The sequence below is a fragment of the Stenotrophomonas sp. FBCC-B152 genome (genome assembly GCF_059134105.1).
Window position 1 is genome coordinate 3160885 of sequence record NZ_CP101442.1, and the last position, 18581, is coordinate 3179465.

The window sequence follows — 18581 nt, forward strand, 5'->3', positions numbered from 1 at the left end:
ACACCGTAAACTGACGCCATGTACCGCGTCTCCCGCTACCGCCCGTTGCTGTTGACCCTGCTGGTCATGGTGGGCGGTACGCTTCTGGCTGGCCTGGTTGCCGGTCGTTATGCCCAGCAGCGCGCCCTCGCGGCCGAAAGCACCCAAGTGCGCCGCCAGCTGGACCTTTACGCACAGACGCTGCAGCAGCGCATCGACCGCTTCCGCACCCTGCCGCAGCTGCTGGCGCTGGATCCGGAGCTGCTGCAGGCGGTGAGCAACCCGCTGGATGACGCCGAGCGCCACCGGCTCAACCTGAAGCTGCAGCAGGCCAACAACGTCACCCGCGCCTCCACCCTGACCCTGATCGACCGCCATGGCGTAGCCGTGGCCGCCAGCAACTGGGACCAGCCCACCACGAATGTGGGTGAGGACTACAGCTACCGGCCCTACTTCCAGCAGGCCATGGCCAAGGGCACCGGGCGCTTCTACGGCATCGGCATGACCACGGCGGTGCCGGGCTACTTCCTGTCGCAGGCGATCCTCAACCGCGAAGGCGATGTGCTGGGTGTCATTGCGATCAAGATCGAGCTGCGGGCGCTGGAGCAGGAATGGCTGCAGAGCACCGACATCGTGATGGCCAGCGATGCGCATGACGTGGTGTTCCTGGCCAACGGCGATGCGTGGCGCTACCGCCTGCTGCGCCCGCTCTCCCCGGCCGAGCGCAACGAGATGCTGGCCACCCGCCAGTACGCCGACCGTTCATTGCAGCCATTGCAGGCGCGCACGCTGGATGTGCTGGCCGATGGTGGCCGCATGGTGCGGCTGGAGCAGCCCTCGCTGCCGCGCCCGATGCTGTGGCAGACCTACGTGCTGGATGACCCGCAGTGGAAGCTGCACCTGCTGCACGATGCCGGCGCCAGCGCCGCCGTGGGCCGCAGTACCGCACTGGCGGCTGGCGGCATCTGGCTGGCGCTGTGCTTCCTGACCTTGTTCATCCAGCAGCGGCGGCGCCTGGCCTCGCACCGGCAGCGCAGCCGGTTGGAGCTGGAAGCGGTGCTGCAGCAGCACGCACAGGAACTGCGCACCGCGCAGGATGGGGTGCTGCAGGCCGCCCAGCAGGCCGACAGCGGCCTCAGCCGCAGCCTGGCGCACCTGCCGCAGGGCGTGGTGGTGATCGACAGCGAGCAGCGGCTGGTGGCGTGGAATGCACGCTATTTGGAGCTGTTCCGGTTCCCGCCCGATCTGATCCGGGTGGGTGTGCCGATTGCCGAGGCGTTCCGCTATAACGCCCGCCGTGGCCTGCTCGGCCCGGGACCGATTGATGACGCCATCGAGCGCCGCCTGAACCACCTGCGCAGCGGCCGCCCGCACATGCGCGAGAGTGAGAAGGACGATGGCACGGTGCTGGAGATCCGTGGCAACCCGCTGCCCGATGGCGGCTTCGTCACCAGCTACGCCGATATCACCGCCTACAAGAACACCGCACGTGAGCTGCGCTCGCTGGCCGATGCGCTGGAGCACCGCGTTGCCGAGCGCACCCGCGACCTGGACGAAGCACGCCGCGAGGCCGAACGCGCCAACCGCTACAAGACCCGCTTCGTGGCCTCGGCCGTGCATGACCTGCTGCAGCCGCTCAATGCCGCGCGGATGTTCGTGTCCGTGCTGCGCGGCAAGCTGAGTGGCGATGCGCGCGAGCTGAGCGAGCATGTGGATGCGGCGTTGGCCGCGCAGGATTCCATCCTCAACAGCCTGCTGGATATCTCGCGGTTGGAATCGGGCACGTTGCAGACGCATGTGCGTCCGTTTGCGCTGTCGCCGTTGCTGGAAACGTTGGCGCGTGAGTTTGGCATTGCCGCCAAGGCGCGCGGACTGCAGCTGGATTGGGTGGATACCCGCGCTGTGGTGGTGAGCGATGAAGCGCTGCTGCGCCGCATCCTGCAGAACTTCCTCTCCAATGCGCTGCGCTATACCCCGCGTGGGCGCGTGCTGATCGGGTGCCGCCGGGTGGGCGACCAGCTGCGCATTGAAGTGCATGACCAGGGCCCGGGTATTCCGGAGAGCCTGCAGGGCGAGATCTTCGAGGAGTTCCGGCGGCTGGATGATGGCGTGGACCAGGAGCGCGGCGCCGGGTTGGGCCTGGCGATCGTGGAGCGCATCGGGCGGCTGCTGGGGCACCGCATCAGCCTGCGTTCCACGCTGGGCAGCGGAAGCGTGTTTGCCGTGACCGTACCGCTGGGCAGTGCCGATGCGATACCGGCGCCCGCCCCTGCCCCTGCGGTGTCTGCGGATTCTGGCGATGACAGCCCGTTGAGGCAGTGCCGCGTGTGGAGTATTGATGATGATCCGCGGGTCTGTGCGGCTACCCGGGCACTGCTGGAACGCTGGGGCTGCCGGGTGGAGCTGGCTGATGGGCCGCATGCCGCGCTGGAAATCGCCTCAGCATTGAACGTGCCGCAGCTGGTGTTGCTGGATGTGCGCATGGGCCAGTGGCATGGGCCGGATATTTACGAGCAGTTGTGCGAGCTTTGGCAGGCGCGGCCGCCGGTGATTCTGGTTACCGCCGAACGCGATGATGCGTTGAAGGCGCAGGCAGCGGAGAATGGCTGGGGCTTCCTGTCCAAGCCGGTGCGCCCGCCGGCCTTGCGGGCGCTGATGACGCAGTTGCTGGTGAGGCACAGGGCATAGGCCGGTGTGCAGCTCACCGGCGCGGAAAGCTGCTCTTCGTTGATGTTCATGCCATCACCGTACGTTCGGGAATGGTCGGCGGTCGATTGGGATGCGACCCTACCGGGATCCGCTTTTCGGTAGGGTCGGACCCCGGTCGACTGCACGTAACGCTGCTACGTGCGACGAACGCATGACCTCTGAACGGAAAATGCGCTTCTTCGCTGACGGCCATGCCACTACCGAACGTTCGGACGGCGTCGGCGGTCGATCGGGATGCGACCCTACCGGGTGCATGCCGCGATACCGGACCTTTTTCTGATCAGAACGGAGAGCGAGTTGGGAACCTTAACGATGGACAGCCAAGACTCCAACATGAATGACGCTATTTGTGCTGTTGCGATTCTGCTCTACGGCGACGCGTTAGAGACAGAACAGGCCTCCGCCCTGCTGGATCTGAGCCCTACCCGGACCAGAAACCGAGGGGAAGTACGGACAACCTCCTCAGGGGCGCAGGTCCTTCAGAAGATCGGCTTCTGGGAACATCGGGTACGAGTTCCTGTTGGAGACCTTTCCGCAACCATTGTTCAACTGGTTGACGCTTTCCAATGCGAGACCGTAATCGGAAGGTTCGGGATTGAAAAGGCTGAACTGGATATCTTCGTGCCGCTCAACCCAGAGGATGAGAGAAACGGATTTGAAATGGAGCTCCCATCCGGACTCCTTCAAAAACTTGCGATGCTTGGCGTCGACGTGCTGGTTACAACACGCATAGTCACATGAGGCGGCAATTATCGATCCGCCCTACACCTGCCAAGCCAGTATGCCAGGCAGTTGCACACGCCTGGATCGTGCGTTACTGTCCCGGCACATCAGGTGGGGACCATGATGTCATTTACAACACTGTTGCAACGCCCGCGCACCGAAGTACTCACGAAGCTCCGCAAAGGTTATCTCGATGATGCTCAATCCAGGGCTGCCGCGCGAGGACCATTCGAAACAGCTCAAAGCCCTTCTCATGACATCGAGAGCGATGCTCTACGCCGCGTTGCTCGTGTTTGCCTTGGTTTTCATGCTCCTGTAGCACTCGCGGTGCGTTTCGGACCTTTCTTAGCTGCCGGAGCTGATCGAGATGGTGGGCCGATTCAACAGAAATGCTCATGGGCGCCTCGGCCAATGGTCAGGACCGCTGCGTGCTCTTGGTACCCTCACAATGGCGGCACTGCTGGTCGCGCCTTGTCTTGCAGTTGCGCAGAGCTGGGCATACGTCAACCATGCGCCAGACTCAAGCAGGGCAACCGCCGAACAAGAGGCGCGGATTACGCTCGTGACGGACAAGGGACTGTTCGGATACGGACATGACTACGGCAAGCTTGGTCGTTGCACAGACAGCGATTCGAATTGCATCACCTTCGATTTCATGGCGCTACGGGACATTCCGGGTAACGCGGATGTCGGATCGACTTACACAGAAGGCGCTCACTCTTTCAAGGTTTCGCGCGTCGTCAACCTGTCTCTGATAGGACAGGTGCATCGAACTCTTCGCGTCGACGTCACGACTGGTGGCAAACCCGCAAACTCCTACCTATTCGACAAAGACAGAGGAGTCGTTGCAATTGTGACTCCAAATTTCGACGTGAAAGGCATCCCCGAATCCATCTACTTTCTCGAGGGTGGGCTCGGCATCTTCGCGAAGGGCGCGGAGTGAGCGGATGTTGGGATCGATTGGCTTTTGACCAGTCAATTTCGCCTGTCCCGGCGAAGCTTCCTTCCCTATCTGCGAGACTGAACTGGAGGCAGATGGCCCTATCAGAGCCCTCGAGGAGCAACGGATGATCCGACGTGTCCCTGCGCTGACGACGTCGATGTTGGTGCCGCACTGCTTTGGTAATTGGATGGACTCGCCCCTCGCCGAGGCGTCTGGGCGCCACGGTGGCACGCTATGGCCAACGACAGCGAGGGACGAGCCCATGAACAAGCTTACGCCGACTTATGTGCGCTTGGCGGTGGATCTTGCCAAGCAGGTTTTCCAGGTGGCTGGTGAGGACGCCAGCGGCCGGGTTGTGTACGAGGAACGAGTGAAATCCCGTGCCGCGTTTACCAAACTGCTGGAGGGCCTGGATCCAAAGGTCGAGGTGCTGCTGGAGACCGGTCCGGGCGCCCAGGCATGGGCCCGGCTGATTCAGGGTGTTGGGGCCAAGGTGCGGATTCTGCCGGCGCAGCGGGTGGCCGAGCACCGCAGCGGCGCCAAGAATGATCGCAATGATTGCCTGGCCATTCTGCGTGCCGGTCGTGACGAGATGCTCCATGACGTTCCTGTCAAATCGATCGAGGCGCTCGGAATGCAGGCCCAGCACCGGATCCGCACCGGTTACATACGGCGGCAGACGTTCATCAGCAATCAGCTGCGTGGCCTGCTGATGGAACATGGCATTGCTGTGTCCAAGTCCAACGCAGCGCTGTCGCTTTGGGTGGGCCGCATCCAGACCGACACCAGCTATCCGATCCCGCCGATGCTGCGCGAACTGATTGCAGATCTGTGGGCTGAGTGGGGGCATCTGGCGCAGCGCCGCGAGCGGATCGACAAGCAGCTGGAACAGACTGCCAAAAGCGATGAACTGGCGCGCCGGTTGATGACCATCCGCGGGTTTGGTCCGATCATGGTCACGGCCCTGATCGCCAAGCAGAGCCAGCCGGAGCGATTTCCCAATGCCCGTCAGTTTGCGGCCTACTTTGGGCTGGTGCCGGACCAGCACAGCAGCGGCAGCAAGGTGCGTCTGGGTCGAATGACCCGGCGGGGTGACGCCTACATCCGAAATTTGGCAGTAACCGGGGCCCAGTCGGTCCTACACCACGTCAAGGCCGATGCGACCGAGACCGATGACAAACGATTGCAACGCTGGTGCCGTCAGCACGGCAAAAAGGGCGCGGCCATCCGCCTGGCCAACCGAAATCTGCGCATCGCATGGGTAGTGATGACCACTCAGAGCGAGTATCGCCGCCAATAAAAAGGACGAGCAGAACAGACCAAAAACCGTTTCCGCCACCGGGTGCCCAGCACCCACCCCGCTGCTTTGAAAACATGGGAAACAGGTCAGACCGTCGCGACATGATGCCTACGACCCTACCGGCCCTCGAGGCCTCCTGGTAATCGGCAGATCGCAAGCTCAACCAATTTTGGCCGGCAGGCGTACGCGCCCGCCATCAAAGGCCTGATACATAGATGCAGCCGGTTCCCGGTTTCGAAAAAGCAGCTTGACGGGTGGGGGCGAGTCCATACATAGGGTCGGACCCCAGTCGACTGCACGTGACGCTGCTACGTGCGACGAACGCATGACCTCTGAACGAAATGCGCTTGTTCGTTGATGGTCATGCCACTACCGAACGTTCGAACCAGGTCGGCGGTCGATCGGGATGCGACCCTACCGGGCGCATCCCGCCGCACCGGACCGACGATTGCGCCGCAGCATGATCTCTGATCGCGCAAACTAGCGTCCATCAACGCAGGCGGAGCCATGAAGAACATACTTCCACAATTGATCCTTCTTCCCTCGTTCGTGCTGTACTGCCTCCAGGTCGCCATGTTCACCACGGATCTTGAGATCGCAGTCTGTGGTGCATATGGCGTCATGTGGTTCCTGTTCATCACTCGTCCACCCTACAGATCTTCGATTCTACTCGGATGCATTGCTGCGCTAGGCCTTGGCTTCTCACCACAAAGACTGAGGCTTGGCGAAAGTATCAGTACAATGGGAGCGCTGGTTGCCTTCGTCCATTTCCTTTCGACTGCAACGTATCTCTGGGCAGCTCGGAAACTCACCGAACGCACCGCAGGGCAGTGATCCTAGGATGTTGTGGCCGCAGTGCTTTGGTAGGGTCGGACCCCAGTCGACTGCACGTGACGCTGCTACGTGCGATGAACGCATGACCTCTGAACGAAATGCGCTTTTTCGTTGATGGTCATGCCACTACCGAATGTTCGAACGAGGTCGGCGGTCGATCGGGATGCGACCCTACCGGGCGCATCCCGCCATACCGGACCAATCCCCGTTACTCCGTCGTCTCTTCGGTTGTCGTAACCGCCAACCGGCGCCCCTTCCTGGGGGCGTGGTCCAGATACCGATACGGCACCGGAATCGGCGTCTCATCCAACGTCAACGTGATCCGCTTGCTCTCCACTTCCACGATCACGCGACTGCCTACCGGCAGCTCAAATCGCTCCATCCAGATCCCGCGCAACACCAAGCAGGGAATGCGACCACCGTCTGGCAGGCGATGACCGCCGGGATGAGAGAAGGACCCGACACGCAGACTCTCAGGCACATGCATGCCGATGCGGGTTTGGGGCTGTTCGCTGGAATGCAGATCCGAATTTGAACGACGCATTTGCCACCTCCAAGGAAGTCTCCCTCGCCGGAATGGCGAGGGAGTCGGGAGGTTGAAATCCGCACAGCAGCTCGCGGCGTGACGTATTCCCACGGGGGTGTTGTATTCCGACACCCTCCCGACATAGGCACGTCATCGTTCAACTGCTGTGGAGATTTCAAGCTCCGAGGCAACACCATGCACCATGCAGCGCGCAAATTTAAATCGCTTGTTTTGAATGATATTTGAGTATCGATAGACGCACACTACCAATCGTCGCAAACGACACTTTGTCGACATTTCTGGTTCTGGTAGCCTTCGTTCGCAGCCCTAGGAACACGTTCTCTCCCAGCTACCATTACTGGTGATGACACTAGGTACGTACTGGCCCCGTTCGCGGAGCCAGTCTTCTTGGGGAGCTTGGCGTCGGCGGGCTTTTTGCTTTTGACTCGTACAGATTCGAAAAAGAAGATGACCGATTCGATCTTCGTTGACCAGGAATTCCACACCGAGGCGACAGCACTGGATTTCCCGCGACTTGATCGGCAGCTTCAAGCGATGGCTCTTCTTGAACTGATCACGTTGGGGAGGCGGGAGTTCGCAGCGGGCAGGTTCGGCGATGCTGACGCGTTCATGGCAGAGATGGACAGCTCAACGTAATCCTGTCTTGGCGCAATGAAGGTCCATCTGCACCTGCCGCCACCAGTGCGACTAAACTTAGATTCTCGGAGAGCAGAGCGCGGCTTCGGTTTGGATCATGCCCCACCGCGCCGATAAGCTCTATCGGCGGTCGATCGGGATGCGACCCTACCGGGCTATAGGCCGCCGGTTTTCATCGGCGCTTGCGTTTCTTGTGGCGCGGCGAGGTTCGTGTTGCTTCTAATGGATCGACGTCATCCGCTGATGAGAGGTCGAGGGCCCTGCGGCCTCGGCGTGCCAGAGTGCGGATCACACCCAGCCAGGCGTCTCCGAACAGTAGCGAGAGTGCGAAGGCTGTGTAGAACAGCAGCAGCATGGTTGGGGGGGCGATCATGCCGCCATCTGCGTTCGGACACGTTGAGAGTTGCGTACCGAAGTGGGCCGCGACTACCAGTTCGGTCGTCAGCAGGAGTGCTGCAGCCATGCGCACCCAGATTAAGCTGACCTTGAACAGTCCCGTCTTCAGGAAGTCGAAGTTGTAGTAGACGAACAGAATCGGCAGTAAAAGTAGCCGTGACCACATGAAGGCACCTGTTCGGACGTTCGATGTGCAGTCCATCGTGACCATCAGGTTGCCTAGTTCGAACAGGATGTAGCCTGATCCGATCAAGAGCGCTGCCTTGAAGCACCTTGCGAAGATCTGTTCGCCGGTTAGTGGCATGGGGCTTGGTCTCGTCCTTGAGGGGTTGTGGGTTTTGCTTGGGCTGAGACTAGAGCGGGGCTTCGGGTTGGGTCATGCCCTACCGTGCCGATCAGTTGTATCGGCGGTCGATTGGGATGCGACCCTACCGGGTTTCGCCAGCGCATGGCTGACACCGCGTTTGCACACTCGGTGGCCTTAGGTCAGGTCTGCGCCTGCGTCGCCTTCTGGTTCCAGGGCCTTTACCAGTACTGCTGCCTGGGTGCGGCTGTGGCATTCGAGTTTTTTGAGGATGGCGGTTACGTGCACCTTTACGGTGTTTTCGGCCAGGCCCAGTTCGTAGGCGATCTGCTTGTTGAGCAGGCCGTCGGCGAGGCTCAGCAGTACGCGGAACTGTTGCGGGGTGAGCTGGGCCAGCCGGGCTGCGAGCAAGGCGTCAGATTCGCTGCGTTCTGCTGCCATCGCCGGGAACCAGAGGCCGCCGTCGAGTACTGCCGCTACAGCCTGGCCGATGGTTTCGGCCGGGGCGGATTTGGGGATGAAGCCGGCGGCGCCGAACTGCTGGGCGCGGCGGATGACGCGCGGGTGGTCGTTGGAGGAGACGATGACCACCGGGATGTCCGGGTGGGAGCCGCGTACGTGGAGGAGTGAGGAGAAGCCTCGTGCGCCGGGCATGGTGAGGTCCAGGAGGACCAGTTCGATTTCCGGGTGCTGGTTGAGGGCTGCTTCCAGCGCCTGGGCGCTGGCTACCTCGATGACCTGTACCGCTGGGAGGGCCTGGCGTAGGGAGTGGACTACGGCGGCGCGGAGTAGCGGGTGGTCGTCGGCTACGAGGATGGTGATTTCGCTCATGGGGGGATTGTAGGGGGGATTTTTGGATCCCGCGAAGAGCGGACACGCATGGCGTGTCCCTACGCGGGTTGAAGGCGCCGGATGGACCTCAGCCACGCAGGGCGTGGCTCTACGGGTTGCCGACCCGCACCATAGCGACACGCCATGCGTGTCCAGCGCGCAAAGGAGCGCAACCCGTGCACCCACGCGGGTCCGTTCAGCGCGGCTGCGTGCTGCCCTTCCAAGCGTCGAGGAACTGGCGGCGCTTCAGGGCATCCAGATAGACCAGCAGGCCCGGGCCGAGCAGGATCGGGCGGTAGCTTCGGCCCGGCGCGCGGCCGCGCTGGGTGGGGACGATCGACATCAGGCGCGCTTCGCGGGAGAGCACCTGCTGGCCGCGCGGGGAGAGCAGGTAGTCGAGGAAGCGGCGGGCTTCTGCTGCGTTCTGGGCCGTGCGCGGGATGACGGCGGTGCGCAGTACTACGAGGGTGTAGTCCTCGGGTTCCACGATTCCCAGTGGAGCGCCCGCGTCGATGCGGGCCTGGGCGTAGGAGCCGAGTACGTTGTAGACCAGCGAAAGCTGGCCACTGCTGACGCGGTCCAGCAGCACGCCGGTGCGCTCCTCCAGCTGTACCTGGTTGTCGCCCAGCGCGCCGAGCAGCGCGCCGGCCATGCTGCCGCGCTGGCCGTCCTGTGTGGCCAGCAGGTAGCCGACGCTGCTGCGTTCGACGTCGTAGGTACCCACCTTGCCGGCCAACGGCGCATCCGGGGCGCGCAGCAGTTCGAGCAGCTGGCGGCGTGTTTTCGGGACGCGGGCGGCTGGCAGGGTGCGGGTGTTGTAGACCATCGCCACCGGTTCGTAGCTGATGCCGAACGCTTCATGCCGCCATTGCGCCCACGCGGGCAGTGCGTCGGTCTGCGGTGAGCGGTGCGGCAAGGCGTGGCCGTCGTTGACCAGCTTGGCCTGCAGGTCCATGCCGCTGCTGATCAGCATGTCCGGCCCGGTGGGGCTGTGGCGCTGGCGCAGGTACTGCGCGTACATGTCCTGGGTGATGACGTCTTCGTAGACGATCTCGGTGCCGGGGTGCAGGCGCTGGTAATCGGTGATGACGGTGGCGAACACTTCGATGTCGGTGGAGCCGTGGATGCGCAGCTCGGCCGTGGCAGTACCCTTGGCCGGGAAGCGCTGCACATCGCCAGGTGCGGCGAATGCCGGCGCGGCCACCAGCAGCAACAACAGGAACACGGTGCGCATCATGCGTGCAGCCTCGGCAGACGGATGGTGGCCACCAGCCCGCCGCTGGGCCGGTTGCTCAGGTCGATCTGGCCGCCGTGGCTGTCCACCACACGCTTGACGATGGCCAGGCCCAGCCCTGCCCCGCCCGGTGCGGCATCTTCGCCACGGGCAAAGCGCTCGAATACGCGCTCGGCATCGCCCGGCGGAATGCCCGGGCCGTGGTCGGCGATGGTGACCACGCTGTAGGTGCCCTCTTCGGTGAGTGCCACCTGCAGCGGGCCGTCGCCGCCGTACTTGAGGGCGTTGTCGATGAGGTTCTTGATTGCTTCGCGCAGCAGCAGTGCGTCGCCCTGCACGCGCGAAGAAGAGACGCCCACGGCCAGCTGCACGCGCGGGGCGGGCAAGGCCTGCGGCAGCGCTTCGTGCAGGGCCTGGTGCACGGTTTCCACCATGTCCACCGGGGCGAAGCGCTGCAGGTTGGAGCGGTGGATCACGCTGGCGTCGCTGAGCAGCTGGTTGAGCAGGCGGCTCATGTGGGTGGCGTTGCGGTCGATGGCGGCAAGGCTGCGGCGCATGTCTTCCGGGTCGTCGTCGTCCAGCGCCAGCTGCGCCTGCGCGCGCAGGGCGGCCAGCGGGGTGCGCATCTGGTGGGCGGCTTCGGCCATGAACGCACGCAGGGTTTCATTGCTGCTGGACAGGCGCGCCATGAAGCGGTTCAGCGCGGCCACCATCTGGTCCATCTCGCGCGGCACGCGGGCATCCAATGGGCTCAGGTCGGACGGTTCGCGCCGCGACAGCTCGCGCTCCACCTTCACTAGCGGCCGGAACGCGCGGTGCACGCCGAATGCCACCAACGCCAGCGACAGCAGCGAGAGCACGCCGATGGCGAGCAATGCGCGGTTGACGATGTCCTGCGCCACCGCCTCCCGGGCGCGACGGGTCTGGCCGACCTGCACGCGCACTTCCGCCTGCGCCGAGGGCGAGGAAACGCGCCGCGACACCACCACGAAACGAACGGTTTCGCCGCTGTAGTGCGCATCGAACAGCTGCGGCTCGTCGGTGGGGGCGCGTGGCGGCAGGGGGAGGTCGGCGTAACCGGTCACGGTGCGGTTCTGGCCGTCGAACACGCGGTAGAACACGCGGTCGTCCGGTGCCATCGACAACAGATCCAGCGAGGCATACGGCAGGTCCACCTGCCACTGCGCATCCACCAGCGCCACCGAGTCGATGATGGACAGCGCCGACGACACCAGCAGGTGATCGTAGGAGCGGTTGGCGGCGCGCTGGCCGTAGTCACGTGCGGCAAACAGCAACGCCACGGCAAACACCGCCAGCAGCACGCCCAGATACAGGGTGAGCGTGCGCCGCAGCGAGCTGGGCGCGCGGGCTTCAGCCTTGGGCATCGGGCGTGCCGTCGATGGCTTCGAGCAGGTAACCACTGCCACGCACGGTGACGATGCGCAGCGGCGCGTCGGCCAGCTTCTTTCGCAGGCGGCCCACATACAGCTCGATGGCGTTCGGGCCGGCTTCGTCGTCGAAGCCGAACAGGCCATTGCCGATCTCGTCCTTGCCGACCACGTGGCCCAGCCGGCCCATCAGGATTTCCAGCAGGCGGTATTCGCGGTTGGGCAGTTCGATCGGCTGCCCATCCAGGCTGACCCGGTGCGAGGCATTGTCGAACTGGAAACCGCCGATCTGCACCACTTCGCTCGCCTGGCCGCGGGTGCGTCGCAGCAGCACGCGGCAGCGCGCTTCGAATTCGCGGAAGTCGAACGGCTTGCCCAGGTAATCATCCGCACCCACATCCAGCGCCTGCACACGGTCTTCGATCCCATCGCGGGCGGTGAGCATCAGCACCGGGGTGGCATCGCCACGCTCGCGCATGCCGGCCAGCACGCGCAGGCCATCCAGCTTGGGCAGGCCAATATCCAGCACCACCAGGTCGAAGCTCTGGTAGCGCAGCACGCTGGCGGCCGCCAGGCCGTCGTTCTGCCAATCCACCGCGTGGCCACTGCGGCGCATGCGGCGGACGATGGCGTCGGCCAGGTCCGGGTTGTCTTCTACCAGCAGGATGCGCATCGGGCGGAAACAGGCGGGGGTGCGGGAATCCTAGCGCGAGCGGGGTGTTCCGTGGGTTGCGCTGCGCTGCAGCAGGCGCCGACAGGTGGATGACAGCTTCCCCGCACTAGGCTGCGCCATCGCCAGGCACCCCCGTGCGGACGCGTCCCGACAACCTGCGGGTTGGCACGGCCCACACGCCCTGCCCGCCCACCGCCATGTACCTGGGAGGGTTCATGCACTTCAATTCCCTGCGTTGCCGCGGGCTGGCCGCCTGCGCCCTGTTGTTGCCGGTCGCCCCGCTCTGGGCCGCCGATGAGGCCGAGGCGGACCGCCCGGTCACCGCCACCTTCGGCGGCCGCCTGCACCTGGATTTCGCCGATTTCGACAACGATGCGCGCGGCACGCCCAACAAGGACGACACCGAGATCCGTCGTGCCTGGCTGGACATGTCCGGCAGGTTCTTCGTGGTGGACTACAAGCTGGAAGCCGATTTCTCCGGCGACCAGGTGGAAGCCAAGGATGTCTACGTCAGCCGCGATTTCAGCGGCGGCAAGCTCAGCGTGGGCCAGTTCAAGCAGTTCTTCTCGCTGGATGACCGCACCGGCTCGAACTACGGCAGCTTCCTGGAGCGCGGCAACGCCGGCACCACGCTGGCGCCGCTGTACCGGCTGGGCGCGTCGTGGCAGGCCGCCAAAAACGACATGACCTGGGCCGCCAGCGCCTACAGCCTGGAGAGCATCGATGCGTGGCAGGTGAAGGGCCGTGCGGCCGGCGGCCGTGCCACCTGGGCACCGGGCGCCACGGCAGGCGATGTGCTGCACCTGGGGCTGTCACTGGCGCACGAGCGCTACGACACGCCGGGCGCCAACGGGGTACCGGCGCTGCGCATCCGCCCGCGCCCGGCCGGCCACCTCTCCGACAACAGCCGGCTGACCCTGATCGACTTCTCGTCCGGCCGCGATACCGACGTCAACAAGTGGTCGCTGGAGTACGCGCAGGTGCGCGGCCCGCTGTCGTGGCAGGGCGAGTTCAGCGGGGCCACCTTCGATGACGGCAGCCAGCGCGGCACCGTGCTGGCCGGCTACGGGATGCTGAGCTGGTTCGTCACCGGCGAGTCGCGCGGCTACGACCGCAAGACCGGGCGCTTTGCACGCATCAAGGACATCCGCCACAAGGCCGGTGCCTTCGAGCTGGCGCTGCGTTACGACCAGATGCGCGGTGAGCAGCACCTGTTCGGGCAGCCGGACCTCATCGACGCGCGCACCGAAGCCTGGACCCTGGGCGGCAACTGGTACATGCGCCCGAACCTGCGCTTCATGTTGAACCTGATCGACAGCCGCAACCGCGATTACCTGGCGGCGGCCACCGTGGACCACACCCGCGCGGTCACCGGCCGCCTGCAGTTCGATTTCTAACCTCCCCTTGCAAGGAAACCCGCAGATGATGCTGAGCATCCTCGGTTTTGGCATGGTCATTACGTTCATGTACTTGATCATGAGCAAACGACTGTCGCCCCTGGTCGCCCTGATCACCATTCCCATCGTGTTCGCGCTGATGGGCGGCTTCGGTGCGGATATCGACCAGATGATGCTGGATGGCATCAAGAAGATCGCGCCCACCGGCGTGATGCTGATGTTCGCCATCCTGTACTTCGGGGTGATGATCGACGCTGGCCTGTTCGACCCGCTGGTGCGGATCATCCTGCGCCTGGTCAAGGGCGACCCGATGAAGATCGTGCTGGGCACGGCCGCATTGGCGATGCTGATCTCGCTGGATGGTGATGGCTCGACCACCTACATGATCACCGTGTCGGCGATGCTGCCGCTGTACCAGCGGCTGGGCATGAGCGCGTTGAACATGACCTGCGTGACCATCCTGGCCGGCGGCGTGATGAACCTCACCCCGTGGGGCGGGCCGACCGCGCGCGCGGCCACGGCGCTGCACGTGGACCCGGCCGATGTGTTCATTCCGCTGATCCCGGCGATGGTGCTGGCCTGCATTTCGGTGCTGGTGCTGGCCTGGTACCTGGGCCTGAAGGAACGTCGCCGATTGGGCGTGGTGACCCTGCCCAAGGGTGGCAGCTGGATGGATGCCAGCGTCTCCGATGATGGCGCGCTACCCACCGTGGAAGATGCCGAAGACACCAAGCGGCCGAAGCTGCTGTGGGTGAACCTGGGCCTGACCCTGGCGCTGATGACCGCGCTGGTGATGGGCGTGCTGCCGATGCCGGTGCTGTTCATGGTCGGCTTTGCGATCGCGCTGGTGATCAACTACCCGAACCTGGCCGAGCAGCGCCGCCGCGTGGTGAACCATGCGGGCAACGTGCTGTCGGTGGTGTCGCTGATCTTTGCCGCGGGCATCTTCACCGGCATCCTCAACAACACCGGCATGGTGGAGGCGATGTCGCACAGCTTCCTGGCGATCATTCCCGATGCGTGGGGCCCGTACCTGGCGGTGATCACCGCGCTGGCCTCGATGCCGTTCACCTTCTTCATGTCCAACGACGCCTTCTACTTCGGCGTGCTGCCGATCCTGTCCGAGGCCGCCGGCAACTACGGCATCACCCCGGTGGAAATGGCGCGCGCCTCGCTGGCCGGCCAGCCGGTGCACCTGCTCAGCCCGCTGGTGCCGTCGACCTACCTGCTGGTGGGCCTGGCCAAGGTGGAATTCGCCGACCACCAGAAGTTCACCCTGAAGTGGGCGGTGATGGTGTCGCTGGTACTGATGGCCGGCAGCCTGCTGTTCGCGCTGTATCCCCTTGCCGCTTGATCCGGGAGATTCTGAAATGACCCTTCGTATCGCATACGTCACCAGCGGCATGGGCAGCGTGGGCACCGCCATCTGCCAGAAGCTGGCCCGCACCGGGCACACGGTGGTGGCCGGGTGCGCGCCCAATTCGCCGCGCAAGGCCGGTTGGCTGCGCGAACAGCGTGAGCTGGGCTTTGATTTCATCGCCTCTGAAGGCAACGCGGCCGACTGGCAATCGACGGTCGCGGCCTTCACCAAGGTCAAGGCCGAGGTGGGCGAGATTGACGTACTGGTCAACAACGCCGGCGGCAGCCGCGACGTGCTGTTCCGGCAGATGACCCAGGACGACTGGAACGCGGTGATGGGCTCGAACCTGCATGCGCTGTTCAATATCACCAAGCAGGTGATCGACGGCATGGCGGGGCGTGGCTGGGGCCGGATCATCAACATCGGCTCGGTCAGCGCGCACAAGGGCCAGATCGGCCAGGTGAATTTCGCCACGGCAAAGGCGGCGATGCATGGCTTCAGCCGGGCACTGGCCAACGAAGTGGCCACGCGCGGGGTGACGGTGAATACCATTTCGCCGGGCTATATCGCCAGCCAGTCGATCAGCAGCTTCCCGCCGGATGTGCTGGACCGGTTGGCGGGTTCGGTCCCGATCCGCCGCCTGGGCAAGCCCGAAGAGGTCGCCAGCCTGTGTGCGTGGCTGGCGTCGGATGATGCCGCATATGTGACCGGTGCCGATTACGCCGTGAACGGCGGATTGCATATGTTCTGATCGGCCGAATCCGCGTAGGGACACGCCATGCGTGTCCGCTCTTCGCTCAGGCCACACGAGTGCCTGACGGACGGCTTCGGCGGGTTTAAACGCCGGTTGGATCGCCCCAACCGGCGTTGCAGCGGCTTCGGGTACTTGTGCCGCGCTTCGCGCGGTGGACACGCATGGCGTGTCCCTACGAATTGTTACGGGCCCATTGGGATTCAGAGCGGATTTCGTGGGTCCGAATTGGCCCGTGATCATTGGGCATCACGCGGAGTCAGAACTCCGCGCTTACCGTCATGAAGAGTTGCCTCGGTGCGCTTGCGTGGATCGCGTAGCGCGTTCCGGTCGGGTCGGTCGGGGCGAATGAACTCAGCTGCCCCGCATACCGCTTGTTGGTCAGGTTGGTGGCGTTGAGCGAAACCTTGACGTCGCGCAGGCCCAGGCCCGGCCCGAACGAATACCCCATGCCCGCGTCGAACGTGGTCACGCCCGGTACGGACTGGTCATTGGTGTAGGTGTAATACCGCTTGCCGGTGTACTTGGCGCGCAGGCTGGCAAAGAAGCCATCCCGGTTCCAGCTGATCTCGCTGGAGGCCATTCGCTGCGGCGTATCCACGGTGATCTTGCCGGCCACCGGCACCACCGCGCCGCCCGAGGTGTAGTCATCCTCGTAGGTGCTCTTGTTCCACGACACCGCGTTGTACCACTGCAGCCCATCCACCGGCTTGAGGATGAAGGTCAGCTCCGCGCCCTGGCTCTTCACCGAGCCGACGTTGATGAAGCGGGTGATGCACTCCGGCCGCGTGCCCACTTCAATGCTGGTGCAGGGATTGAGCGACAGCAGGCGGTTGTCGAACATCACGTGGTAGGCCGCGATCGAGGCCTGGTACTTTTCGCCGAAGGTACGGAAGCCCGCTTCGAACGAACGCGACTTCTCCGGTTCCAGGTCATCCACGCTGGCCGCGAACGATTCCGGCGACACCTGCAGCGGGCCACCGCTGCCACCGCCGACGAACGCGGCGATGTTCTCCGAATAGGAGGCGAACAGCTCGTTGTTCGGGTTGAGCTTGAAGCCGATACCGGCCTGCGGCAGCACCGATTCCTTGGCGGTCAGCGTGCCGGAGGCATAACTGGCCTCGGTACCCGGCTTGGACACGGCGGTCATGCGGGTATTGGGGCTCTTGATGCCCACATCCACGGTCAGCCGATCGTCCAGGAAGCGCATGCGGTCCTGCACATAGAACTGGCGGGTGCGGATGTCGTAGTCCTGGTCGAACAGGCGGCGGTTCGGGTAATTCAGGTAGCCATCGTCCAGGAACGGCCCGGTGATGTAGTAGAAGTTGCGCTCCACGTTGTGGTCGTTGCGCTCGTACCACAGCCCCGCTTCCAGCTCATGCAGGCCCAGCTGCCAGCTCAGCGCAGCGGTGATGCCCTGGCGGTTGATGGTGTAGTTGGTGCTGCGGATGGAGATCGGCAGCGCCTGTGGGGTACCCGGATTGGACGCCTGCCCCGGTGCCCACCAGTGCCCCTGGCCCCGGTTCTCATGGTGATAGGCGAGCAGCTTCAGGCGGGCGCTGTCGCCCAGCGCCAGGTCGGCATCCAGCGAGTACAGGTTGTCATCGCGCAGCGCGCGGCTCTGGTAGTACGCATCGTCGATGCTGTTGACGCCACCACTGAAGGCGCAGCGCTGTGCGTTGTAGGTGGCCGGCGCGCAGTAGGCGGCGGCCAGGGCGCGATCCCAATCCGGCGCGTAGATGTTCCAGTCCCAGCCCAGGCCGCGCTCGAGCATGCTCTTGGACAGATAGGCGTAGTTGGCCTGGCTCACCCGCGAGGTGGCGGCGAACGCGCCGAAGCGATGGTCACCCACGTTCCACACCGCCTTGGCATTGAACTGGCGGGTGGTCTGGTTCTGGTTCGGTTCGGCCCACATGTCCGCGTCCTGGTGCACGCCGGAAACATAGGCCGAGAAGCCGTTGAGGTCACCGGTGTCCACGCGCAGGAAGCCACGGCGCTGGTTGTCGTCGCCCACGGTGACGCTGGCACGGCCGCCAAATTCGGTGGACGGGTCCTGCGAGAAGTACTGGATGGTGCCGCCAAGGTTGCTGGTGGAGGCCACGCCCAGCGAGCCGATGCCCTGCGACAGCTCGGCGCCGGCCAGGTTCTCGGCGATCAGCGCACGCGCGATGCTCAGCCCGTTGTAGTTGCCGTAGCTGTTGTCGCCCAGCGGAATGCCATCGAGCGTGTAGCCCAGGCGGCTCTTGTCGAAGCCGCGCAGGCTGATGGTCTGCGATTCCTCGTTGGCGCCGAAGGCATCATTGGACTGCACCGACACGCCCGGCAGGCGGTCAAGGATCTTCTGCGCGCTGGTGCCCGGCGGCAGCACCTGCTTGTCCACGGCGGTGATGCGCTGCACCTGGCGGGTTTCGCCCTGGCCGATCACCGACACGGCGTCCAGGGTGCGGGCGCTGGGCGCGCCGCTGGCATCGAGGGTGGTGTCCACGTCGGCGGCATGTGCATTGGCAGCGCACAGCGCGATCGCCACGGCGATCGTCAGGGGTCGGTTGAGCATGGGGGTCCGTTGCGTGATGGAG

At 64.2% G+C, this 18581-nt stretch carries 15 protein-coding genes; 8 read left to right on the plus strand and 7 right to left on the minus strand.

Going from position 1 to position 18581, the window contains the following annotated elements:
• The first annotated feature begins 18 nt into the window (after nucleotides 1–18).
• From NMB40_RS14535 to NMB40_RS14550, 4 genes are all read left to right on the plus strand, one after another.
• A complete protein-coding gene (locus NMB40_RS14535) occupies nucleotides 19–2667 on the plus strand; it encodes a hybrid sensor histidine kinase/response regulator (RefSeq protein WP_494358873.1) in 2649 nt (882 codons plus the stop codon).
• A 354-nt stretch (nucleotides 2668–3021) separates the two neighbouring features.
• Nucleotides 3022–3429 carry a DUF4279 domain-containing protein gene (locus tag NMB40_RS14540; protein ID WP_494358874.1) on the plus strand — a complete coding sequence of 136 codons (408 nt, stop codon included), beginning with the start codon at nucleotides 3022–3024 and terminating at the stop codon, nucleotides 3427–3429.
• A 430-nt stretch (nucleotides 3430–3859) separates the two neighbouring features.
• Nucleotides 3860–4354 (plus strand): hypothetical protein, encoded by a 495-nt coding sequence (locus tag NMB40_RS14545; protein WP_494358875.1) that lies wholly within the window; start codon nucleotides 3860–3862, stop codon nucleotides 4352–4354.
• 262 nt (nucleotides 4355–4616) lie between these two features.
• Nucleotides 4617–5654, plus strand: a complete 1038-nt coding sequence (locus tag NMB40_RS14550) for an IS110 family RNA-guided transposase (RefSeq protein ID WP_494358876.1) — start codon at nucleotides 4617–4619, stop codon at nucleotides 5652–5654.
• Between the two features lie 1042 nt (nucleotides 5655–6696).
• Here the strand turns inward: NMB40_RS14550 and NMB40_RS14555 are convergent.
• Entirely contained in the window at nucleotides 6697–7032 is a 336-nt protein-coding gene (locus tag NMB40_RS14555; RefSeq protein WP_494358877.1) for a SymE family type I addiction module toxin, read from the minus strand.
• A gap of 450 nt (nucleotides 7033–7482) precedes the next feature.
• Here NMB40_RS14555 and NMB40_RS14560 point away from each other — a divergent pair, with 450 nt between their 5' ends.
• On the plus strand, nucleotides 7483–7671 hold the full coding sequence (locus NMB40_RS14560; RefSeq protein WP_494358878.1) for a hypothetical protein: 189 nt from the start codon (nucleotides 7483–7485) through the stop codon (nucleotides 7669–7671).
• Between the two features lie 172 nt (nucleotides 7672–7843).
• Here NMB40_RS14560 and NMB40_RS14565 read toward each other — a convergent pair whose 3' ends face one another.
• The 5 genes from NMB40_RS14565 to NMB40_RS14585 form a co-directional block, all read right to left on the minus strand.
• On the minus strand, nucleotides 7844–8371 hold the full coding sequence (locus NMB40_RS14565) for a hypothetical protein (RefSeq protein ID WP_494358879.1): 528 nt from the start codon (nucleotides 8369–8371) through the stop codon (nucleotides 7844–7846).
• Between the two features lie 177 nt (nucleotides 8372–8548).
• Nucleotides 8549–9202, minus strand: a complete 654-nt coding sequence (locus tag NMB40_RS14570; RefSeq protein ID WP_282246411.1) for a LuxR C-terminal-related transcriptional regulator — start codon at nucleotides 9200–9202, stop codon at nucleotides 8549–8551.
• A 196-nt stretch (nucleotides 9203–9398) separates the two neighbouring features.
• A complete protein-coding gene (locus NMB40_RS14575; protein WP_282246410.1) occupies nucleotides 9399–10439 on the minus strand; it encodes an ABC transporter substrate-binding protein in 1041 nt (346 codons plus the stop codon).
• Nucleotides 10436–11821, minus strand: coding sequence for a sensor histidine kinase N-terminal domain-containing protein (locus NMB40_RS14580; protein ID WP_494358880.1), 1386 nt, complete (start codon nucleotides 11819–11821; stop codon nucleotides 10436–10438). The genes NMB40_RS14575 and NMB40_RS14580 overlap by 4 nt, the downstream gene beginning before the upstream one ends.
• On the minus strand, nucleotides 11808–12497 hold the full coding sequence (locus tag NMB40_RS14585) for a response regulator transcription factor (protein ID WP_093533590.1): 690 nt from the start codon (nucleotides 12495–12497) through the stop codon (nucleotides 11808–11810). Before NMB40_RS14585 ends, NMB40_RS14580 begins: the two co-directional genes overlap by 14 nt.
• 215 nt (nucleotides 12498–12712) lie before the next feature.
• Here NMB40_RS14585 and NMB40_RS14590 point away from each other — a divergent pair, with 215 nt between their 5' ends.
• Genes NMB40_RS14590 through phbB form a run of 3 tightly spaced genes read left to right on the plus strand, consistent with a single transcriptional unit; the run spans nucleotide 12713 to nucleotide 16005 of the window.
• Entirely contained in the window at nucleotides 12713–13894 is a 1182-nt protein-coding gene (locus tag NMB40_RS14590) for an OprO/OprP family phosphate-selective porin (protein ID WP_494358881.1), read from the plus strand.
• Nucleotides 13895–13922: 28 nt separating this feature from the next.
• Nucleotides 13923–15248 carry a CitMHS family transporter gene (locus NMB40_RS14595; protein ID WP_448144015.1) on the plus strand — a complete coding sequence of 442 codons (1326 nt, stop codon included), beginning with the start codon at nucleotides 13923–13925 and terminating at the stop codon, nucleotides 15246–15248.
• Between the two features lie 16 nt (nucleotides 15249–15264).
• Complete coding sequence (phbB, locus tag NMB40_RS14600) at nucleotides 15265–16005, plus strand: acetoacetyl-CoA reductase (RefSeq protein WP_068853963.1); 741 nt, start codon at nucleotides 15265–15267, stop codon at nucleotides 16003–16005.
• A 259-nt stretch (nucleotides 16006–16264) separates the two neighbouring features.
• Here phbB and NMB40_RS14605 read toward each other — a convergent pair whose 3' ends face one another.
• A complete protein-coding gene (locus NMB40_RS14605; RefSeq protein ID WP_494358882.1) occupies nucleotides 16265–18559 on the minus strand; it encodes a TonB-dependent receptor in 2295 nt (764 codons plus the stop codon).
• Nucleotides 18560–18581: the final 22 nt, after the last annotated feature.